This is a genomic window from Pseudonocardia ailaonensis (genome assembly GCF_039531635.1).
Classification (GTDB): domain Bacteria; phylum Actinomycetota; class Actinomycetes; order Mycobacteriales; family Pseudonocardiaceae; genus Pseudonocardia; species Pseudonocardia ailaonensis.
Genome location: NZ_BAAAQK010000028.1, coordinates 246,683 through 265,059, shown reverse-complemented (window position 1 = coordinate 265,059; position 18,377 = coordinate 246,683). Strand labels below are relative to the sequence as shown.

Here is an 18,377-nt window from a genome sequence, read left to right as displayed (position 1 = left end):
AGCGTGGCCCGCGGGCCCGCTTAAGTGAAGGGTTATCGCGCTCTTGTCGCACCCGGTGGGCCCGGCCACGATCGCCTCGACCACCACGAAGCCCGACCCCGGGAGCGCCAGTGCAGGTGCCTGCCCAGTTCGAGTACGAGCGCGCCACGAGCGTGGCCCACGCCCTCGACCTCCTCACCCGGTACGGCCCGGAGTCGCGGCTCGTCGCCGGCGGCCACAGCCTGCTGCCGATGATGAAGCTGCGGATCGCGAACCCCGAGACCCTGATCGACATCAACGACCTCGACGAGCTCGGCGGCATCCGGATCGAAGGGGGTGAACTGCGTATCGGGGCGATGACCCGCCACGCCGACGTGCTCGCGTCGCCGGTCGTCGCGGAGCACACGGCGATCCTCCGGGACGCCGAGCGGGTGATCGCCGATCCGATCGTCCGCAACCGCGGGACGGTCGGCGGGTCGCTGTGCCAGGCCGACCCGTCCGAGGACCTGTCCGCGGCGTTCGCCGCCCTGCGCGCGACCGTCGTGATCGCCGGTGTGGACGGGGAGCGCACCGTGGACGTGCGCGACTTCCACACCGGACCGTACGAGACGGCGGTCGGGGACGCGGAGATCCTCCTCGAGGTCCGGATCCCGGTCCGGCCCGGGGGCGGCAGCGCCTACACCAAGGTCGAACGGCGGGTGGGGGACTGGGCGGTCGCCGCGGCCGGCGCCGTGATCCGGCTCGCCGGGGACACGGTCGCCGACGTCGGGATCGGGCTCACCGCCGTCGGTGCCGAGCACTTCGCCGCCGCCGAGGCCGAGGAGTTCCTGCGCGGAGCCCCGGCGACGGACGCGTCGTTCGCCGAGGCCGGCCGGATCGCCGCCGAGCACTGCCGGCCCACCGCGGACCAGCGCGGGCCGGAGGACTACAAGCGTCACCTCGCCGGTGAGCTGACCACGAGGGCGCTGCGCACCGCCGCGGCGCGATCCAGGGGAGAACAGGGCTGATGCAGGTCACGGTCACCGTCAACGGCACCGAGTACGTCCGCGAGATCGAGCCGCGGCTGCTGCTGGTGCACTTCCTGCGCGACACCCTGGGCCTCACCGGGACCCACTGGGGCTGCGACACCTCCAACTGCGGCACGTGCGTGGCCTGGATGGGCGGGGTGCCGGTGAAGACCTGCACCGTCCTCGCCGCGATGGCCGACGGGCGGGAGGTCCGGACCGTCGAGGGGCTCGCGTCCGGGGGCACGCTCGACCCCGTCCAGCAGGCCTTCTCCGACAAGCACGGCCTGCAGTGCGGCTTCTGCACCCCGGGGATGCTCATGACCAGCCGCTGGCTGCTCGACCACGACCCGGACCCCTCCGAGGAGACGATCCGGGAGGCGATCTCCGGGCAGATCTGCCGGTGCACCGGCTACGAGAACATCGTCCGCTCCGTGAAGGCGGCGGCCGAGCTGCAGCGGGAGGGTGCGAAATGAGTGCCGAGATCGCGGAGACGGCACTGACGACGACGCCCACCGGCTACGGATCGATGCGCCGCAAGGAGGACGCCCGCTTCATCCGCGGCAAGGGCCGCTACCTCGACGACATCGTGCTGCCCGGGATGCTGCACTCGGCGATCCTGCGCAGCCCCTACGCCCACGCCAGGATCGTGTCGGTCGACACCTCCGCCGCCGAGGCGCACCCCAAGGTCCGCGCGGTGATCACCGGCGAGACGCTGAAGGGCCTCGGCCTGGCGTGGATGCCGACCCTGTCGCACGACGTCCAGGCGGTGCTGGCCACGGACAAGGTCCGCTTCCAGGGCCAGGAGGTCGCCTTCGTCGTCGCCGAGGACCGCTACGCCGCGCGCGACGCGCTGGGCCTGATCGAGGTCGAGTACGAGCCGCTCGAGCCCGTGATCGACGCGACGCACGCGCTGGACCCGGACGCCCCGGTGATCCGCGACGATCTCGAGGGCCGCACGGACAACCACATCTTCGACTGGGAGGCGGGCGACTCCGCCGCGTGCGACGAGGTGTTCGCCCGCGCCGACGTCGTCAGCAGCTGCGACATGCTCTACCCGCGGTCGCACCCCGCACCGATGGAGACGTGCGGCTCGATCGCGAGCATGGACCCCGTCACCGGCAAGCTGACGATCTACACCACCACGCAGGCCCCGCACGCCCACCGGACCATCTACGCGCTCGTCGCGGGCCTGCCCGAGCACAAGATCCAGATCATCTCGCCGGACATCGGTGGCGGCTTCGGCAACAAGGTCGGGATCTACCCGGGCTACGTGTGCGCGGTCGTCGGCTCGATCGTCACCGGGGCGCCGGTCAAGTGGGTCGAGGACCGCTCCGAGAACCTGATGAGCACGTCCTTCGCCCGCGACTACCACATGCACGGCGAGATGGCGGCCACGAAGGACGGCAGGATCCTCGGGCTGCGCGTGAAGGTGCTCGCGGACCACGGCGCCTTCAACGGCACCGCGCAGATGTCGAAGATGCCGGCCGGGCTGTTCCACGTGTTCTCCGGCTCCTACGACATGCCGGCGGCGCACTGTTCGGTCACCGGCGTGTACACGAACAAGGCGCCCGGCGGCGTCGCGTACGCCTGCTCGTTCCGCATCACCGAGGCCGTCTACCTGGTGGAACGCATGGTCGACGTGCTCGCGAAGGACAACGGCTGGGACCCGGTCGAGCTGCGGACCAAGAACCTGCTGCGGCCCGAGCAGTTCCCGTACACCACCCCGCTGGGCTGGGAGTACGACTCCGGCGACTACCCGAGGACGCTGCAGACGGCGCTGGACATCGCCGGGTACGACGAGCTGCGGCGGGAGCAGGCGGCGAAGCGCGCCGCCTACGAGCGCGACGGCACCGGCACCCTGATGGGCGTCGGGCTGAGCTTCTTCACCGAGGCCGTCGGCGCGGGCCCGCGGCGCACGATGGACATCCTCGGCCTCGGCATGGCCGACGGGGCGGAGCTGCGGATCCACCCCACCGGCAAGGCGGTGCTGCGCCTGTCGTGCAAGAGCCAGGGTCAGGGGCACGAGACGACGTTCGCCCAGATCGTCGCCGAGGAGCTGGGCATCTCGCCGGACGACATCGAGGTCGTCCAGGGCGACACCGACCAGACCCCGTTCGGGCTCGGCACCTACGGCTCCCGGTCCACACCGGTCTCCGGGGCGGCGACGGCGATGGTGGCGCGAAAGGTGCGGGAGCGGGCGAAGATCGTGGCCGCGGCGATGCTCGAGTGCTCGGCCGAGGACCTGGAGTGGGAGAAGGGGAACTTCCACGTCAAGGGCGACCCGGCGGCGTCGAGGTCCATGGCGGAGATCGCCATGGCGGCGCACTCCGACCTGGAGCTGCCCGAGGGCGTGGAGGGGCATCTCGACGCCACGGTCGTCTACAACCCGCCGAACCTGACCTACCCGTGCGGCGCCTACCTCTGCGTGGTCGACGTCGACCCGGGCACCGGGCACGTGACGGTGCGGCGGTTCGTCGCGGTGGACGACTGCGGCGTGCGGATCAACCCGATGATCGTGGAGGGGCAGGTCCACGGCGGACTCGCCGACGGCATCGGGATGGCGCTGATGGAGGTCATGGCGTTCGACCCGGACGGCAACCACCTCGGCGCGTCCTTCATGGACTACCTGCTGCCCACGGCCATGGAGTGCCCGTCGTGGGAGCTCGGCGAGACCGTGACGCCCTCGCCGCACCATCCGATCGGCGCCAAGGGGGTCGGGGAGTCGGCGACGGTCGGGTCACCGCCCGCCGTCGTCAACGCGGTGCTCGACGCCATCGGGGTCCGGCACGCGGACATGCCGCTCACCCCGGCCGCGGTGTGGAAGGCGATGCGGGGCGAGCCCCTCCGGACGGATCTGGCGATCGAATGACGGACGCGCACCTGCTCACCCGGGCCGGGGAGCTGCGGGGGCGGCGGACGCCGTTCGTGCTGGCCACCGTCGTCCGCGCCGAGGCCCCGACCAGCGCCAAGCCCGGCGACACCGCGCTGCTGCTGCCCGACGGGACCCTCGAGGGGTTCGTCGGCGGGGTGTGCGCGGAGACGACGATGCGCACCGAGGGGCTGCGGATGCTCGCCGCGGGGGAGTCCGGGCTGCTGCGGATCGCGGCCGACCCCGCGGAGGGCCCGACCGCCGACGGGCGGGTCACCGTGGCCAACCCGTGCCTGTCCGGGGGGACGCTGGAGATCTTCCTGGAGTCCGTGGTGCCGCCGCTGCTGGTCGGGGTGGTGGGGGACGGGCCCGTCGCCCGGGCGCTCGTGCGGCTGGGGGAGGCCCTCGACCACGAGATCCGGATCCTCGGTGCGGACGACCGGGACGGGGGTTCGCGGCGACCGGCTCCGCCCACCGGTCGGTCCCCGGCCGACGGGCCGACCCACGGGGACTCCGACGAGGTTCCGGCGGACGCGGCGGCGGTGGTCGTCGCGTCCCACGGCCGGGACGAGGTCGCGGTGCTCACCGCCGCCCTGCGGGCCGGGGTGCCGTACGTGGCGCTGGTGGCGAGCAGGCGGCGGCCCGCCGCCGTGCTCGCCGGGCTGGACGTGACGGACGAGCAGCGGGCCCGGGTGCACGCCCCCGCCGGGCTGGACATCGGGGCCCGGTCGGCGGGGGAGATCGCGCTGTCGATCTACGCCGATCTGGTGGCGACGCGGCGGGCGGGCCCCGCTGCCGTCGACGTCCTGGACGTCCTGGCCGGTACCCGTGCCGCCGGTGGCTCCGCGGCCGGACCGCCACCCCCCGTCGGACCGCCACCCCCCGTCGGACCGGTGCGCGCCGTCGATCCGGTGTGCGGGATGACCGTCGCCGCCGTGCCCGCCAGCCTGTCGGTCGAGCACCGCGGCGCGGCCGTGTACTTCTGCGGCCCCGGCTGCCGGGCGGCCTTCGCCGCCGATCCGGGGAGGTACGGCGGGTGAGCCTCCCGACCACCGTGGACGGTCTCGCCGACGGGCTCGCCGCCACCGGCTACCTGCCCGACGACGAGCTGGCGACCGCCCTGTTCCTCGCCGTCCGGCTCGGGCAGCCGGTGCTGCTGGAGGGGGAGCCGGGCGTCGGGAAGACCCAGGCGGCCGTCGCGCTCGCGGCCACGCTCGACACCCCGCTGCTGCGCCTGCAGTGCTACGAGGGGATCGGCGCGGCCGAGGCGCTCTACGAGTGGAACCACGCCCGGCAGCTGCTCGCGATCCGGCTCGCCGAGGCCCGGGGCGACCGGCTCGCCGAGGACGACCTGTTCACGGCGGACTTCCTGCTCGACCGCCCGTTGCTGGCCGCGGTCCGCCATCCCGGGCCGCGGCCGGCGATCCTGCTCGTCGACGAGATCGACCGCGCGGACGACGAGTTCGAGGCGTTCCTGTTCGAGATGCTCGGCGAGGGCGCGGTGACGGTCCCCGAGCTGGGCACCCTGCGCGCGACCGTCCCGCCGGTCGCGGTGCTGACCTCCAACCGCACCCGCGACCTGCACGACGCGCTGAAGCGGCGCTGCCTCTACCACTGGATCGGCTATCCCGGGACGGGCCGGGTCGAGGAGATCGTGCGGCGCCGGGTGCCCGAGGCCGGGCCGTGGCTGGCCGGGCAGATCGCCCGGGCCGTACACCGGCTGCGGGGCCTGGAGCTGCTGAAACCGCCCGGCGTGGCCGAGGCGGTGAACTGGGCGCGGGCCCTGCACGCGCTCGGCCTCGACGACCTCTCGGCGGCCGCGGCGGAGCGGACGTCCGGCGCGGTGCTGAAGTACGAGGAGGACCGGGAGGCGGTGCGGGCCGCGGGATACGCGGGCCTGCTCGGCCGTGCCTGACCGGGGCCCCGACCTGCCCGCGCTCGCCGCCCGGTTCGTGGCGGCCTGCCACGCCGCCGGGCTGCCCGGCGGCCCGGAGCGGGCCGAGCGGTTCGCGCGGGCGGTCGTGGCGGTCGCGCCCACGAGCACCGGCCGGCTGCGGGCCTGCGCCCGCGCCACCCTCGTCTCCGATCCCGCCGACCTGCCGGTGCTCGACCGGGTCTTCGCGACGGTCTTCGGGCACGACCTCGACGACGTCTCGCCGGACGTCGAGCGCGGCGATCCCGGTCCGCCCCCGATCGACGAGCCCGCCCCCGGCGGCCGCCCCGAGCCGGCCGACCGGACGGAGCCCGTTCCCGGCGGTGGCCTCCGGGACGCGGCCGCCTCCGCCGGCACCGGCGACGACGGGCGCGAGCAGGTCGTGCCGGTGGTGGCGTCCGCGGCCGAGCGGCTCGCCGCCCGGGACTTCGCCGATCTCACCCCGGCCGAGCTGGCCGAGCTGGCCGCGCTCATGCGCCGGATGCGGATCGTGCTGCCGCGCCGCCGCTCCCGCCGTACCCGGCGGGCCGCCACGGGCGCCCGGGTGGACCTGCGCCGCACGCTGGCCGCGGCCCGGCGCACCGGCGGGGAGGCGGTCGTCCTCGCGCGGCGGCGGCCGACGACGGTGCCGCGCCGGCTCGTGGTCCTCTGCGACATCTCCGGGTCCATGGAGCCCTACGCCCGGGCCGTCCTGCAGCTGCTCGGCAGCGCCGCGGGCACCGAGCGCGCCGAGGTGTTCACCTTCGCCACCCGGCTGACCCGGCTCACCCCCGCGCTGCGCCGCGGCGCCGCGACGGGCCGGGGCGGGGTGGCGGCCGCCCTGCGCCGGGCCGCCGCGCTCGCCCCGGACTGGTCCGGCGGCACCCGGATCGCCGAGGCGCTCGCCGGGCTGCAGCGGTTCCACGGCGGGGCGGCGGTGCGCGGCGCGGTCGTGCTGATCGTCAGCGACGGGTGGGAGACGGGTGACCCGGCGGCCCTCGGGAGGCAGATGGCGGTGCTCCGGCGGCGCGCGTACCGGATCGTCTGGGCCAATCCGCGGACCGCGGACGAGCGGTACCGGCCCCTCGTCGGCGGCATGGCCGCGGCGTGGCCCCATTGCGACGAGATCGTCAGTGCCCACAGAGGATTCGCGCTGGTCCGACTGGTCGAGGCCCTCGCCACCGACCGCGCCCGGGGGACCCCGGCGGGCACCACTCGTCGCGACCCGTGAGCGGCGGGTAACGGTGATCATGGCCACCGGTAGCCCAGCGACGATCTGCCGGCGCTGAGCGGCCCTGCCGGGGGTCCGCGCTCCGCTCCGCCGACGTCGGTCGAGGTCCGCGGCCCGGCCACGTCGTGCAACGGTCCGAACGCTCACGGTGAGTGGTATGTCTCGTGCGCTGAGAGGCTTTGACCGATCGGTGGCGACGCACCCGTCACACCGAAGAGTGAAGCGACGACTCCTCCCCGTGTACTTTCCGGGCTCCGTGCGGCGATACGCCGGGCAGGGATATCGCCGCGGCAGGACGGCTCGGTGGACCCGAGTGCAGAAGGGGTGTGGCCGAGTGCTGACGAAGGTGAGGGCGTGGCTGCCGAAGGGGGAGATGCTCGACGACTCCTCCTGGGCCCGCCGGCATCGATGGCTGACGTGGCTGCTGGCCGTGCACGTGCCGCTGCTCGTCGCCGTCGGTCTGGCGTTGGGGCGGCCGGTGTGGGCGTCGGTCACCTTCCCGCTGCTGATCGGGCTCTTCGTCGGGGTCCAGCAGGTCCTCCCCGGCCGCAGGCTCCGGGCGTCCGTGGTCGCGGCCGGGCTGTCCTACTCGTCGATCGTGCTCGTCGGCCTGACCGGCGGGATGATCGAGTCGCACTTCCACTTCTTCATCGTCATCGGGTTCATCTCGCTGTACCTGGACTGGGTGCCGCTCGGGCTGAACGTCCTGATCACGGTGGTGAGCCACGGCGTCGGGGCCACCTTCTTCCCGAACCTGATCTTCAACTACGCCGCTGCCCAGAACGACCCCTGGCTGTGGGCCGGCATCCACGGCGGGGCCGTGCTGGCGGCCAGCGTCGGGACCGTGCTGCTCGCCCGGATCACCGAGGACGAGCAGGTCGCCAAGGAGGAGCTCGGGCGTGAGCTCTCGCTGGCGGACAACGAGATCGGCCGCCGCCGGTTCACCTCGGACATGCTGGTCAACCTCGCCCGGCGCAACCAGTCGATGCTCTACCGGCAGCTGGACATCATCAACCAGCTCGAGGAGAAGGAGCGGGACCCGGACGCGCTGGCCGAGCTGTTCAAACTCGACCACCTCGCCACCCGGGTCCGCCGCAACGCAGAGTCGCTGCTCGTCCTCTCCGGGGAGCAGCCGCCGCGGGTCTGGTCCGCGCCCGTCTCCATGCGGGACGTCGTGCGCGCCGCGATCGCCGAGACCGAGGACCTGGACCGGGTCGAGTTCTCCGTCGACGACCGGATCGCGGTCGCCGGGCACAGCGTCGCCGACCTCACCCACCTGCTGGCCGAGCTGACCGAGAACGCCGTGCGCTTCTCGCCGCCGGACAGCATCGTGACCATCCGCAGCCGGCCCAACCGGGTCGAGATGGGCGGCCAGGTCCTCACCATCGAGGACTGGGGCGTCGGCATGCCCGAGCGGGAGCTCGAGGCGGCCAACGACCTGCTCGCCCGGCCCAAGGACGTCGACCTGTCGGTGTCGCAGCGGCTCGGCTTCCACGTGGTCGCCCGCCTCGCGGTGCGCCACGACATCGAGGTCTCCCTGAGCCTGACGCCCGGGTCCGGGCTCACCGCGGTCGCGGTCCTGCCGGCCACGCTGTTCGTCGCCGACCCGCAGGCCGGCCCGCACGCCGGGATCGGCGCGGGCCCCGAGCAGACCCGACGGGCCTCGGCGGTGCACGAGCGCCGCGAGTCGCGCCCGGCCGCGGTGGCGTCGCTGCCGTCCGGACCGAGCTCCGTCCCGACCACGGCCCTGCCGGGCCTGGCCGCGGCCACCGGGCAGGCCGGCTCGGACACCGCGGTCTGGTCGACGCCGCAGCAGCGCACGCCGCGGCCCGCCCCGGCGCCCGCGCCGCCGCCCGAACGGGTCGTGACGGGCTTCGGCTCGGTCACGGACCTGTTCGCGCAGAACGGGAACTGGTCCGGCTGGTGGGACCCGGCGGCGGACCGCGCCAACGGGTACGCGAACGGTGCCTCCCACGACGCGGGGACGAACGGCAGCGGCGCGCCCGCGGCCGATCCCGCCGCCACGATCGCCTTCCCCGTGACCCCGGCGAACGGCGCGTCCGGATCCACCACGTCCGGCCTGTCCGGCGACGGGACCACCGCTTCCGGACACGGGACCGGGGGCAGCGGATCCGGTGTCAACGGGTTCGGTGTCAACGGGTCCGGCACGAACGGGTCCGGCACGAACGGCTCCGGCACGAACGGGTCCGGCACGAACGGGTCCGGCACGAACCGGGCCGGTGTCGACGGGGCCGGTGCGAACGGGGCCGCTGCCCACCGGGCCGACGTCGACCGGGCCGACGTCAACGGAGCCGCCGGGGACGGGGCTGCCGACGGTGGGGCCGCCGACGACGGGGCTCCGTCCAGGGCCGCGCTGCCGAAGCGCACCCCCGCCGCGCCGGAGACCCCGAAGATCGCTCCGGGCGCTGCGCAGGCCCGGACCACGACCCCCGCGAACGGAACGCCCGTGGCGCAGGCCGCCGACACCGACGCTGCCTCCCCGTCGTCGCCCCAGCCGCCCTCGGCGCTCCCCGTGCCCGCACAGGTCGCAGGGCCGCACGCCTCGACATCGCACGCCACGACATCGCACGACGCGGCTCCGCAGTTCACGCCGGAGGCCAGGCCGTCGGATCCCGCCCCGATCCCCACGCAGCGTCCCGCGCCCGCCCCCACGGCGGACGCCGGGACCGGGACGAGCGGGCTGCGCCGCCGGGTCCCGCAGGCCTCGCTGGCGCCCGAGCTGCGCAGCGTCCCCGACCGGCCGGATCCCGCGCCGCCGGTCCGTACCGCCGAGGCCGCGGACGCCCTGTCCCGGTACCAGGCCAGCAGGCGGGCGGCCCAGGCCGTCGCCGCCGAGAACGCGCAGTCCGACAGCGACAGGAGGAGCAACAGGTGAGAACCTCGACCGGCCAGCTCGACTGGCTCCTGGTGGAGTTCGCCCGCGACGTCCCCGGCGTCGTGCACGCCCTCGTCGTGTCCGGGGACGGACTGCGGCTCGCCGCCTCCCCGTCCGTCGGTGACGCGCTCGCGGACCAGCTGTCCGCGGCCGCGTCCGGGCTGGTGAGCCTGGCGACCGGCACCGCGCACCTGCTCGGGTCCGGTGCCGTGAGCCAGACGATCCTGGAGATGGAGGGTGGCTACCTGTTCGTCACCGCCATCAGCCAGGGCGCCACGCTCGCCGTGCACGCGCAGCGCACCTGCGACATCGGCATGGTCGGCTACGAGATGACGCTGCTGGCGTCGCGGGTCGGGCACGCGCTGACCCCGGCGCCGCGAACGCCAGCCGGCAGGTAGTCGGTGGCCGTCGGGGGGCAGTTCGGGCACGGCCGGGCCGGTGGCCGGGTCGTGCCGGTGTTCGCCGTCACCGGTGGCCGCACCCGGTCGGCGGGTGAGGAGTTCCCGGTCGAGTCCCTGGTGACCGTGACCGCGGCCGGTCGCCACGCCGCCGAGCTGCAGCTGGAGTACCGCACGATCCTGGGCCTCGCCGCGGCGCCCGTCTCGCTCGTCGAGATCGGCGCCACGCTGGCCGTCCCGGTCGGTGTGGCCCGCGTTCTGGTCGGGGACCTGGCGGACGCCGGGTACGTCTCCGTCCACCTCCCGCAGGTGGACCGCGACGGCAGCCCCGGCCCCGAGATCCTGGAGCGACTGTTGGAGGGACTGCGTGCGCGGTCAGGGTGAGCTCTACCCGCTGAAGATCCTCGTGGCCGGCGGCTTCGGGGTGGGCAAGACGACGTTCGTGCGCTCGCTCTCGGAGATCCCGCCGCTGCTCACCGAAGCCTCGATGACGTCGGCGTCCATCGGCGTCGACGAGACGGCGCTGGTACCGAACAAGACGACCACCACGGTCGCGATGGACTTCGGCCGGATCACGGTCGACGAGTCGCTGATCCTCTACCTGTTCGGCACGCCCGGGCAGTCCCGCTTCTGGTTCATGTGGGACGAGCTGGCGCGCGGCGCGGTGGGCGCGGTGGTGCTGGTCGACCTGCGCCGGGTCGACGAGTGCTTCCCGGCGATCGACTACTTCGAGGACCGCCGGATCCCGTACGTGGTGGCGGTCAACGGGTTCCCCGGCTCCGGGATCCACACCGAGGACGACGTCCGGGACGCGCTCGCGCTGGCCGGCAGCACCCCGGTGGTCTGGATGGACGCCCGCGAGGCCGACTCGAGCCTGCACTCGCTCGTGGCGCTGGTCGAGCACGCGCTGTCGCGCACGGCCGCCGTGGGCTGACCCGCGCGAGTCCCGTCGACGAGCGAACGGCACTCTCGCTCACACCTAGTGAGCGAGAGTGCCGCTCGCTCATCCGGCTGCGGGACCGGCGAACGGCTGCTCCGGTCTCAGCGGGGGAGGGCGGCGGCGCGCCAGGCGCCAGGGCCGACCTCGAGCGGGCGGCGCATCGCGGCCGAGGGGTGCCCCCACAGGGTGCGGGGCTTCGGGGCGGGCTCGCCGCCCCCGCTCGCCGCCGCCGCGAGGACGACCGTGAGGGCGGCCAGCTCCTCGGGCGACGGGTCGCCCTTCACCACCCGGAAGAGCGCGCGACGCTCCTCCGGGGTCTGCTCGTCGCTCATCCCCGCACCTCCGTACCTCGTGAGTGGCGATAGTCGCCATGGCGACCATTGCCACTCACAGTGGGATGTTCCCGTGCTTGCGGGCCGGGCCCTGGTCCTGCTTGGTGGCCAGCATCCGCAGCGACCGCCCGACGTACCCGCGGGTGTGCGACGGCGGCACGACCGCGTCGATGTACCCGCGGTCCGCGGCGATGTACGGGTTGCAGAGGGTGTCCTCGTAGTCCTGCTGCAGCTCCGCGCGCTTGGCGGCGAGCTCGTCGCCCTCCAGGCCCTTGAGCTCCTTGCGGTACAGGATGTTCACCGCGCCCTGCGCGCCGGTGACGGCGATCTGCGCGGTCGGCCACGCGACGTTGACGTCCGCGCCGAGGTGCTTGGAACCCATGACGTCGTACGCGCCGCCGTAGGCCTTGCGCGTGATCACGGTGACCTTCGGGACGGTGGCCTCGGCGTAGGCGTAGATCAGCTTCGCGCCGCGGCGGATGATGCCGTTCCACTCCTGCTCGGTGCCCGGGAGGAAGCCCGGCACATCGACGAAGGTGAGGATCGGGATGTTGAACGCGTCGCAGGTCCGCACGAAGCGGGCGGCCTTCTCGGAGGCGTCGATGTCCAGGCAGCCCGCGAACTGGGTGGGCTGGTTGGCGACGATCCCCACCGAGTGGCCCTCGACGCGGGCGTAGCCGGTCACGATGTTCGGCGCCCACAGGGCCTGGACCTCGAGGAACTCGCCCTCGTCGACGACCCGGGTGATGACGTCCCGGATGTCGTAGGGGGTGTTCGCCGAGTCCGGGATCAGCGTGTCGAGCTCGCGGTCGGTGTCGGTGATGCCGTCCTCGATGGACCCCGCGGTGGGCTCCGGCGCCGGGAACGACGGCGGCTCCGACAGGTTGTTCGACGGCAGGTAGGAGAGCAGCTCCTTGACGTAGTCGATCGCGTCCTGCTCGTCGGAGCCGAGGTAGTGCGCCACACCGGACTTGGAGTTGTGGGTGCGGCCGCCGCCCAGCTCCTCCATGTCCACCTCCTCGCCGGTGACCGTCTTGATGACGTCCGGTCCGGTGATGAACATGTGGCTGGTCTCGTCGACCATCACGGTGAAGTCGGTGAGCGCGGGGGAGTACACCGCGCCGCCGGCCGACGGGCCCATGATCAGCGAGATCTGCGGGATGACGCCGGAGGCGCGCACGTTGCGCTGGAAGATCTCGCCGTAGAGGCCGAGCGCGACGACACCCTCCTGGATGCGCGCGCCGCCGCCGTCGTTGATCCCGACGACCGGGCAGCCGATCTTGGCGGCCACGTCCATGACCTTGACGATCTTCTCGCCGTAGACCTCGCCGAGCGACCCGCCGAACACGGTGGCGTCCTGGGAGAACACGGCGACCGGGCGGCCGTCGACGGTCCCGGTGCCGGTGACCACGCCGTCGCCGAACGGGCGCTTGGCGTCCATCCCGAAGTTCGTGGAGCGGTGCCGGGTCAGCGCGTCGAGCTCGACGAACGAGCCCGGGTCCAGCAGCAGGTCGATCCGCTCGCGGGCGGTCTTGCGGCCCTTCGCGTGCTGCCGCTCGGCAGCCGCGTCGGACGGCAGCGCCTCGGCGAACCGCCGGTAGAGGTCGGCCAGCTTGCCGGCCGTCGTGTGGATGTCCGGCTCGGCGCTCAGGTCGACCGGCACTGTGGCGTTGGCCGGGTCCCCCATCGGCTCGGTCGCAGCACTCATGACCGGGACTCTAACCGGCGCGACGGCTCCGGTGGACGCGGTTTCCGTCACGTCTGACTGTTGTTCCCGCGGCCGTCCGTCGGTCGGTCGTTCCCGACCGTCCGGCGCAGGGCCGGCACCCTCCGCCGTGCACCGGCCGATCCCGCGACGCCGCCGGGCGCGTTCACCGCCGACACCGTCCGGATCACCGGGTGCGGCGGAGATAGGTTCCGCGCGTGAGCTCCCCCTCGTCCGATCCCGTCCCCTACGACGTCCACGCCCTGCGGCACGCCCTCCTCGGCCCGGCCGGCCGCTGGACGCAGCTCGACGTCGTCGACGAGACGGGCTCCACCAACGCCGACCTCACCGCCGCCGCGCTCGCGGGCGCCCCGGACGGGAGCGTGCTGGTCACCGAGCACCAGACCTCCGGGCGTGGACGGCTGGACCGCGGCTGGGAGTCCCCGCGCGGCTCGGGCATCGCGGTGAGCGTGCTGTGGCGGCCCGAGGGCGTCCCCGCCGAGCGGCTCGGCTGGCTGCCGATGCTCGCGGGCGTCGCGCTGCTCGACGCGGTGCACGAGGTCGCGCCGGGCCTCGAGGCCGGCCTGAAATGGCCGAACGACCTGCTCCTGGGCGCGCAGCGGCGCAAGGGCGCGGGGATCCTGGCCGAGATGACCCCGGTGTCCGGCGGTGGACCGGGGGTCGTCGTCGGGCTGGGGGTCAACGTGGGCGCGCCGGAGGGCACGCTGCCCCCGACCGCGACCTCGCCGGCCGCGGAGGGGTACCCGGTCGACCGGACCGCCCTGCTGATCGCGCTCGTGCGCAACCTCGGTGAGCGGGAGGCCGCCTGGCGGGCCGCCGCGGGGGACGCGGACGAGTCCGGGCTGCGCGGCGACTACCGCGCCGGCTGCCTGTCGCTGGGCTCGGAGGTCCGCGTCGAGCTGCCCGGCGGCAGCGCGATCGTCGGCATCGCCGAGGACGTGGACACCTCGGGCCAGCTGCTCGTCCTCGAGCCCGACGGCCGGCGCCGCTCGGTCGCGGCCGGCGACATCGTGCACCTGCGCCCGGCCGACCGCCCCGAGTCCTGACACCGGGCCCGACGTCCGATACTGGGCGCGTGGCCTATCCGGACGAACTGCTGGTCGAGGGCGAGCAGGTGGTGCTCCACCGGCACCCCCACTGGAAGATGCTCCTGCTGCCCGTCCTCGTGTTCCTGGTCGTCGTCGGGCTGGCGGCCTTCCTCGCCGCCCTGGTGAGCGCGCAGTCCTGGGCGGCGATCGCGTGGATCGCCCTCGCGGTCGTCGCGGTGCTGGTCGTGGGCCGGTTCACCCTGGTGCCGTTCGTGCGCTGGCGGACCACGCACTTCGTCGTCACCACCCGGCGGGTGCTGGTGCGGGAGGGGCTGATCTCGCGCAGCGGCATGGACATCCCGATGTCCCGGATCAACTCCGTCCAGTTCCGTCACACCATCCTCGAGCGGATGCTCGGCTGTGGCACGCTCGTGGTCGAGTCCGCCTCGGACGAGCCGCTCGAGTTCGGCGACATCCCGGACGTCGAGCGCGTGCATTCGCTGCTGTACCAGGAGGTCGCCGACGATGACTGACGCTCTCGGGCTCCCGATGACCGTGCCCGCGCCCGGCCTGCCCGCGCACGTCACGATCTACGAGGTCGGCGCGCGGGACGGGCTGCAGAACGAGAAGGGCGTCGTGCCCGTCGAGGTCAAGGCCGAGTTCCTCGGCCGGCTCGCCGACGCCGGGCTCACCACGCTCGAGGCCACCAGCTTCGTGCACCCGAAATGGGTCCCGCAGCTGGCGGACGCGGCCGAGCTGGTGAAGCTCCTCGACCGGCGGCCCGGCGTCGACTATCCCGTCCTGGTGCCGAACGACCGCGGGCTGGACCGCGCGATCGAGGCCGGCCTGGACCACGTCGCGGTGTTCGCGAGCGCCACCGAGACCTTCGCGGGCAAGAACCTCAACCGCACCCTGGACTCGCAGTTCGCAATGTTCGAGCCGGTGGTCAAGCGGGCCCTGGACGAGGGCATGAGCGTGCGCGCCTACGTGTCCATGGCGTTCGGGGACCCGTGGGAGGGCGCCGTCGATCCCGCGCAGGTCGCGGCCGTCGGGCGCCGGCTGGTGGAGATGGGCTGCTGGCAGCTCTCGCTCGGCGACACGATCGGCACCGGCACCCCGGGCCACGCCGAGGCCGTGATCGACGCGTGCGTCGCCGCCGCCGTGCCCGTCGACCAGCTCGCGGTGCACTTCCACGACACCTACGGTCAGGCCCTGGCCAACACCCTCGCCGCCCTGCGCCGCGGGGTCACCACGGTCGACGCCTCCACCGGCGGCCTCGGCGGCTGCCCGTACGCCAAGTCCGCCACCGGCAACCTCGCCACCGAGGACCTCGTCTGGATGCTCGACGGACTGGGTATCGAACACGGGGCAAACCTCGAGGCCCTGGTGGGGACCAGCGTGTGGATGGCGGAGCAGCTCGGCCGCCCCTCGCCCTCCCGCGTGGTGAAGGCCCTGTCCGGAGGCTGAGCCTGCCAGAATTGTCGGTGGTGCCTGCAAGGCTCGTCGCGGTCACGAGGGAGGTCCGATGGCGCAACCGATGTCCGGGGCAATGACCCTGGCGAACTTCGACGCGCTCCCGGAAGACAACTCGGTCCGCTACGAGTTGCAGGATGGGGTGGTGGTCATGTCGGCTCGCCCGAACCGGCCCCACCAGCGGGCGTTGCACCGGCTCATCAGCCGCATCGAGGACCGGCTCCCGGCCGGCTGGGAGGTCCTCGGGGAGTTCGAGGTCCTGGTACTCGACGGCAGCCCGGCGACGGTCCGGGTTCCCGACATCGTCGTCACCCGGACGACGGGGAACGAGAACCGCGCGGACGCGGCGGACGTCGCCCTCGCCGTGGAGATCATCTCTCCGGGCAGTCGGAACATCGACCTGCACCTCAAGCCGTTCGAGTACGGCGAGGCGGGGATTCCGCAGTACTGGGTGGTCGATCTCGACCCGCCCGCGCCCTCGATCACCGTCTTCACCCTCGACGGGGAGGGATATCGCGAGCAGCCGGCAGTGGCCGGGGAGCTGCGGGCGACGCTTGAGCTCGACGGGCCCGTCGACCTCGTGATCGACGTCGCCGCCCTGGTTTAGGGGCGGGGCTGCTCGCGGGAGCCGTACATGCCGGTGAAGCGGGCGCGGTAGACCACGTCGTCGGAGTCCGTGCCGTCGGAGTCCGGGGCGCCGCGGCGCATCCAGGCCCGCAGGGTCACCAGGCCCATCCACGGCTTGCTCGCCGAGCGCCGGGTCTCGATGACCTCCATCGAGGCGAACAGCTCGTCGCCCGCGAAGACCGGTGCGGGCCAGGCGATCTCGTCGCCGCCGGGGGAGCCCAGGGCGTCCGAGCGCAGCAGGATCGCGTCCGTGTAGAGGCGCATCCAGAGCCCGGCGGTGAACCAGCCGGAGGCGGCGAGCCGCCCGAAGATCGAGGCCTTGCCGGCCTCCTCGTCGAGGTGGAAGGGCTGCGGGTCGAAGCGGCGGGCGAAGGTCACCATCTCGTCCCGGTCGACCACGACCGAGCCCAGCTGCCGGACCTGACCGGGGGCGAAGTCCTCGAAGGAGATCACGCGGTCACCCCCAGCGCGGCGAGCGCCTCGGCGTGCAGCAGGCCGTTGGAGGCCAGCCCGTTCCCGCCCGTGAAGCCCGGCACCCCGCGCAGGTCCGTGAGCCGCCCGCCGGCCTCCTCGACGATCACCTGCACCGCCGCGAGGTCCCACGGGTTGGCCGCGGGCTCCACCGCGAGATCGACGACGCCCTCGGCGACCAGGCAGTGCTGCCAGAAGTCGCCGAACGCGCGGGTCTCCCAGCAGCGGTCGGTCAGGGCCAGCCAGCCGTCGAGGATCCCCTCCTCGCGGAAGGTGTTGAGGTTCGTGGTGGACACGTAGCAGTCCGCGAGCGTCGCCACGCCCGTCACCGCGATCCGCCGTGCCTCGCCGCCGGGTCGGTCGCTCGTCCAGGCGCCCTGTCCGGCGGCCGCCCACCAGCGGCGGCCCAACGCGGGGGCGCTCGCGACGCCGACCGTCGGCACGCCGTCCTCGCAGAGCGCGATCAGCGAGGCCCAGGCCGGCATGCCGCGGGAGAAGTTCTTGGTGCCGTCGATCGGGTCGAGCACCCAGCCCCGGCCCTGCTCGGACACCGTGCCGCCGCCCTCCTCGCCGAGGATCGCGTCCGCGGGGCGCTGCCCGGTGATCGCGGCGCGCAGGGCGTCCTCGGCCGCGGTGTCCGCATCCGTGACGGGCGTGCGGTCCGGTTTGGCCGTGACGCGAAGATCGGCGGCGCGGAAGCGCGGGAGCGTGATCGCGTCGGCGATGTCGGCGAGCTGCAGGGCGAGCGCGAGATCCGCCCGGCGTTCGGTGGGGGTCACGGCGGGCCAGCATGCCAGGAGCCGCCGTAGGCCTAAGCTCGCGGTCGTGACCACCGTCCTTTTGGCGGAGGACGACACCGCGATCGCGGAGCCGCTCTCCCGTGCCCTCCAGCGCGAGGGATACGAGGTGGACGTCGCCTCCGACGGCACCTCGGCGCTCCAGCTCGTCCGGCAGGGGCACGTCGACCTGCTGGTCCTCGATCTCGGCCTGCCCGGGATGGACGGTCTGGAGGTCTGCCGGCGTCTGCGCCCGGACTTCCCCGACCTGCCCGTCCTCATGCTGACCGCCCGCACGGACGAGGTGGACTTCGTCGTTGGCCTCGACGCCGGCGCGGACGACTACGTCGGCAAGCCCTTCCGCCTCGCCGAGCTGCTCGCCCGCGTCCGCGCCCTGCTGCGCCGGCTCACCCCGGAGACCGTCGAGGTCGGCGGGGTGCGGATGGAGCTCTCCGGGCGCCGCGTGCTGGTCGACGGCGAGGAGGTCGGCCTCGCGAACAAGGAGTTCGAGCTGCTCCGCGTGCTGCTGCTGCGCGCCGGCCAGGTCGTGACCAGGGAGGAGATCCTGCGCGAGGTCTGGAACGACCCGGACATGAAGACGTCGAAGACGCTGGACATGCACATGTCCTGGCTGCGCCGCAAGATCGGCGGCGAGCAGCGGATCGCGACGGTCCGCGGCGTGGGGTTCCGCTTCAACCACGCATGAGCCTCC

The 18,377-nt window shown here is 73.7% G+C and carries 19 protein-coding genes; 15 read left to right on the top strand and 4 right to left on the bottom strand.

All coding sequences use genetic code 11. The annotated features are described in order from the left end of the window. Positions 1 to 110: 110 nt before the first annotated feature. From ABD324_RS33660 to ABD324_RS33615, 10 genes are all read left to right on the top strand, one after another. Entirely contained in the window at positions 111 to 986 is an 876-nt protein-coding gene (locus tag ABD324_RS33660; RefSeq protein ID WP_344426673.1) for an FAD binding domain-containing protein, read from the top strand. Beyond that, positions 986 to 1,459, top strand: a complete 474-nt coding sequence (locus ABD324_RS33655; protein ID WP_344426670.1) for a (2Fe-2S)-binding protein — start codon at positions 986 to 988, stop codon at positions 1,457 to 1,459. Before ABD324_RS33660 ends, ABD324_RS33655 begins: the two co-directional genes overlap by 1 nt. Then, the gene (locus tag ABD324_RS33650; RefSeq protein WP_344426668.1) at positions 1,456 to 3,855 is read left to right on the top strand and encodes an aerobic carbon-monoxide dehydrogenase large subunit; all 2,400 of its coding nucleotides are present in this window, start codon (positions 1,456 to 1,458) and stop codon (positions 3,853 to 3,855) included. Before ABD324_RS33655 ends, ABD324_RS33650 begins: the two co-directional genes overlap by 4 nt. Beyond that, a complete protein-coding gene (locus ABD324_RS33645; RefSeq protein WP_344426665.1) occupies positions 3,852 to 4,895 on the top strand; it encodes an XdhC family protein in 1,044 nt (347 codons plus the stop codon). The genes ABD324_RS33650 and ABD324_RS33645 overlap by 4 nt, the downstream gene beginning before the upstream one ends. After that, the gene (locus ABD324_RS33640; RefSeq protein ID WP_344426662.1) at positions 4,892 to 5,770 is read left to right on the top strand and encodes an AAA family ATPase; all 879 of its coding nucleotides are present in this window, start codon (positions 4,892 to 4,894) and stop codon (positions 5,768 to 5,770) included. Before ABD324_RS33645 ends, ABD324_RS33640 begins: the two co-directional genes overlap by 4 nt. Further along, positions 5,763 to 6,998: a vWA domain-containing protein gene (locus ABD324_RS33635; protein WP_344426659.1), complete on the top strand. Its 1,236-nt coding sequence runs from the start codon at positions 5,763 to 5,765 to the stop codon at positions 6,996 to 6,998. The genes ABD324_RS33640 and ABD324_RS33635 overlap by 8 nt, the downstream gene beginning before the upstream one ends. A 334-nt stretch (positions 6,999 to 7,332) precedes the next feature. Then, entirely contained in the window at positions 7,333 to 9,894 is a 2,562-nt protein-coding gene (locus ABD324_RS33630) for a sensor histidine kinase (RefSeq protein ID WP_344426656.1), read from the top strand. Then, positions 9,891 to 10,292 (top strand): roadblock/LC7 domain-containing protein, encoded by a 402-nt coding sequence (locus ABD324_RS33625; protein ID WP_344426653.1) that lies wholly within the window; start codon positions 9,891 to 9,893, stop codon positions 10,290 to 10,292. The genes ABD324_RS33630 and ABD324_RS33625 overlap by 4 nt, the downstream gene beginning before the upstream one ends. Before the next feature lie 3 nt (positions 10,293 to 10,295). Further along, entirely contained in the window at positions 10,296 to 10,676 is a 381-nt protein-coding gene (locus tag ABD324_RS33620) for a DUF742 domain-containing protein (RefSeq protein WP_344426651.1), read from the top strand. Beyond that, complete coding sequence (locus tag ABD324_RS33615; RefSeq protein ID WP_344426648.1) at positions 10,660 to 11,226, top strand: GTP-binding protein; 567 nt, start codon at positions 10,660 to 10,662, stop codon at positions 11,224 to 11,226. Before ABD324_RS33620 ends, ABD324_RS33615 begins: the two co-directional genes overlap by 17 nt. 107 nt (positions 11,227 to 11,333) lie before the next feature. On the opposite strand, the gene ABD324_RS33610 is transcribed toward ABD324_RS33615, so the two are convergent. Both ABD324_RS33610 and ABD324_RS33605 read right to left on the bottom strand, forming a co-directional pair. Beyond that, positions 11,334 to 11,564 carry an acyl-CoA carboxylase subunit epsilon gene (locus tag ABD324_RS33610; protein ID WP_344426646.1) on the bottom strand — a complete coding sequence of 77 codons (231 nt, stop codon included), beginning with the start codon at positions 11,562 to 11,564 and terminating at the stop codon, positions 11,334 to 11,336. A gap of 55 nt (positions 11,565 to 11,619) precedes the next feature. Next, on the bottom strand, positions 11,620 to 13,272 hold the full coding sequence (locus tag ABD324_RS33605; protein WP_344426644.1) for an acyl-CoA carboxylase subunit beta: 1,653 nt from the start codon (positions 13,270 to 13,272) through the stop codon (positions 11,620 to 11,622). Between the two features lie 215 nt (positions 13,273 to 13,487). On the opposite strand from ABD324_RS33605, the gene ABD324_RS33600 reads away from it, so the two are divergent. The 4 genes from ABD324_RS33600 to ABD324_RS33585 are packed head-to-tail and all read left to right on the top strand — an operon-like array spanning position 13,488 to position 16,398. Further along, positions 13,488 to 14,336, top strand: a complete 849-nt coding sequence (locus ABD324_RS33600) for a biotin--[acetyl-CoA-carboxylase] ligase (protein WP_344426641.1) — start codon at positions 13,488 to 13,490, stop codon at positions 14,334 to 14,336. Between the two features lie 29 nt (positions 14,337 to 14,365). Beyond that, positions 14,366 to 14,851 carry a PH domain-containing protein gene (locus ABD324_RS33595; RefSeq protein WP_344426638.1) on the top strand — a complete coding sequence of 162 codons (486 nt, stop codon included), beginning with the start codon at positions 14,366 to 14,368 and terminating at the stop codon, positions 14,849 to 14,851. Further along, positions 14,844 to 15,785 (top strand): hydroxymethylglutaryl-CoA lyase, encoded by a 942-nt coding sequence (locus ABD324_RS33590; RefSeq protein ID WP_344426635.1) that lies wholly within the window; start codon positions 14,844 to 14,846, stop codon positions 15,783 to 15,785. The genes ABD324_RS33595 and ABD324_RS33590 overlap by 8 nt, the downstream gene beginning before the upstream one ends. A gap of 58 nt (positions 15,786 to 15,843) precedes the next feature. Next, positions 15,844 to 16,398, top strand: a complete 555-nt coding sequence (locus tag ABD324_RS33585) for a Uma2 family endonuclease (protein ID WP_344426633.1) — start codon at positions 15,844 to 15,846, stop codon at positions 16,396 to 16,398. On the opposite strand, the gene ABD324_RS33580 is transcribed toward ABD324_RS33585, so the two are convergent. Beyond that, positions 16,395 to 16,871, bottom strand: a complete 477-nt coding sequence (locus ABD324_RS33580; RefSeq protein WP_344426631.1) for a MaoC family dehydratase — start codon at positions 16,869 to 16,871, stop codon at positions 16,395 to 16,397. The genes ABD324_RS33585 and ABD324_RS33580 overlap by 4 nt on opposite strands. After that, on the bottom strand, positions 16,868 to 17,668 hold the full coding sequence (gene hisN, locus ABD324_RS33575; RefSeq protein ID WP_344426628.1) for a histidinol-phosphatase: 801 nt from the start codon (positions 17,666 to 17,668) through the stop codon (positions 16,868 to 16,870). Before hisN ends, ABD324_RS33580 begins: the two co-directional genes overlap by 4 nt. Before the next feature lie 46 nt (positions 17,669 to 17,714). Here hisN and ABD324_RS33570 point away from each other — a divergent pair, with 46 nt between their 5' ends. Continuing rightward, on the top strand, positions 17,715 to 18,371 hold the full coding sequence (locus tag ABD324_RS33570) for a response regulator transcription factor (protein ID WP_344426625.1): 657 nt from the start codon (positions 17,715 to 17,717) through the stop codon (positions 18,369 to 18,371). Positions 18,372 to 18,377: the final 6 nt, after the last annotated feature.

Excerpts from the sequence above, each read along its gene's own strand:
- ABD324_RS33645 (WP_344426665.1), top strand. The coding sequence starts at position 3,852 with ATGACGGACGCGCACCTGCTCACCCGGGCCGGGGAGCTGCGGGGGCGG.
- ABD324_RS33585 (WP_344426633.1), top strand. The coding sequence starts at position 15,844 with ATGGCGCAACCGATGTCCGGGGCAATGACCCTGGCGAACTTCGACGCG.
- ABD324_RS33590 (WP_344426635.1), top strand. The coding sequence starts at position 14,844 with ATGACTGACGCTCTCGGGCTCCCGATGACCGTGCCCGCGCCCGGCCTG.
- ABD324_RS33655 (WP_344426670.1), top strand. The coding sequence starts at position 986 with ATGCAGGTCACGGTCACCGTCAACGGCACCGAGTACGTCCGCGAGATC.
- ABD324_RS33610 (WP_344426646.1), bottom strand. The coding sequence starts at position 11,564 with ATGAGCGACGAGCAGACCCCGGAGGAGCGTCGCGCGCTCTTCCGGGTG.
- ABD324_RS33605 (WP_344426644.1), bottom strand. The coding sequence starts at position 13,272 with ATGAGTGCTGCGACCGAGCCGATGGGGGACCCGGCCAACGCCACAGTG.
- ABD324_RS33650 (WP_344426668.1), top strand. The coding sequence starts at position 1,456 with ATGAGTGCCGAGATCGCGGAGACGGCACTGACGACGACGCCCACCGGC.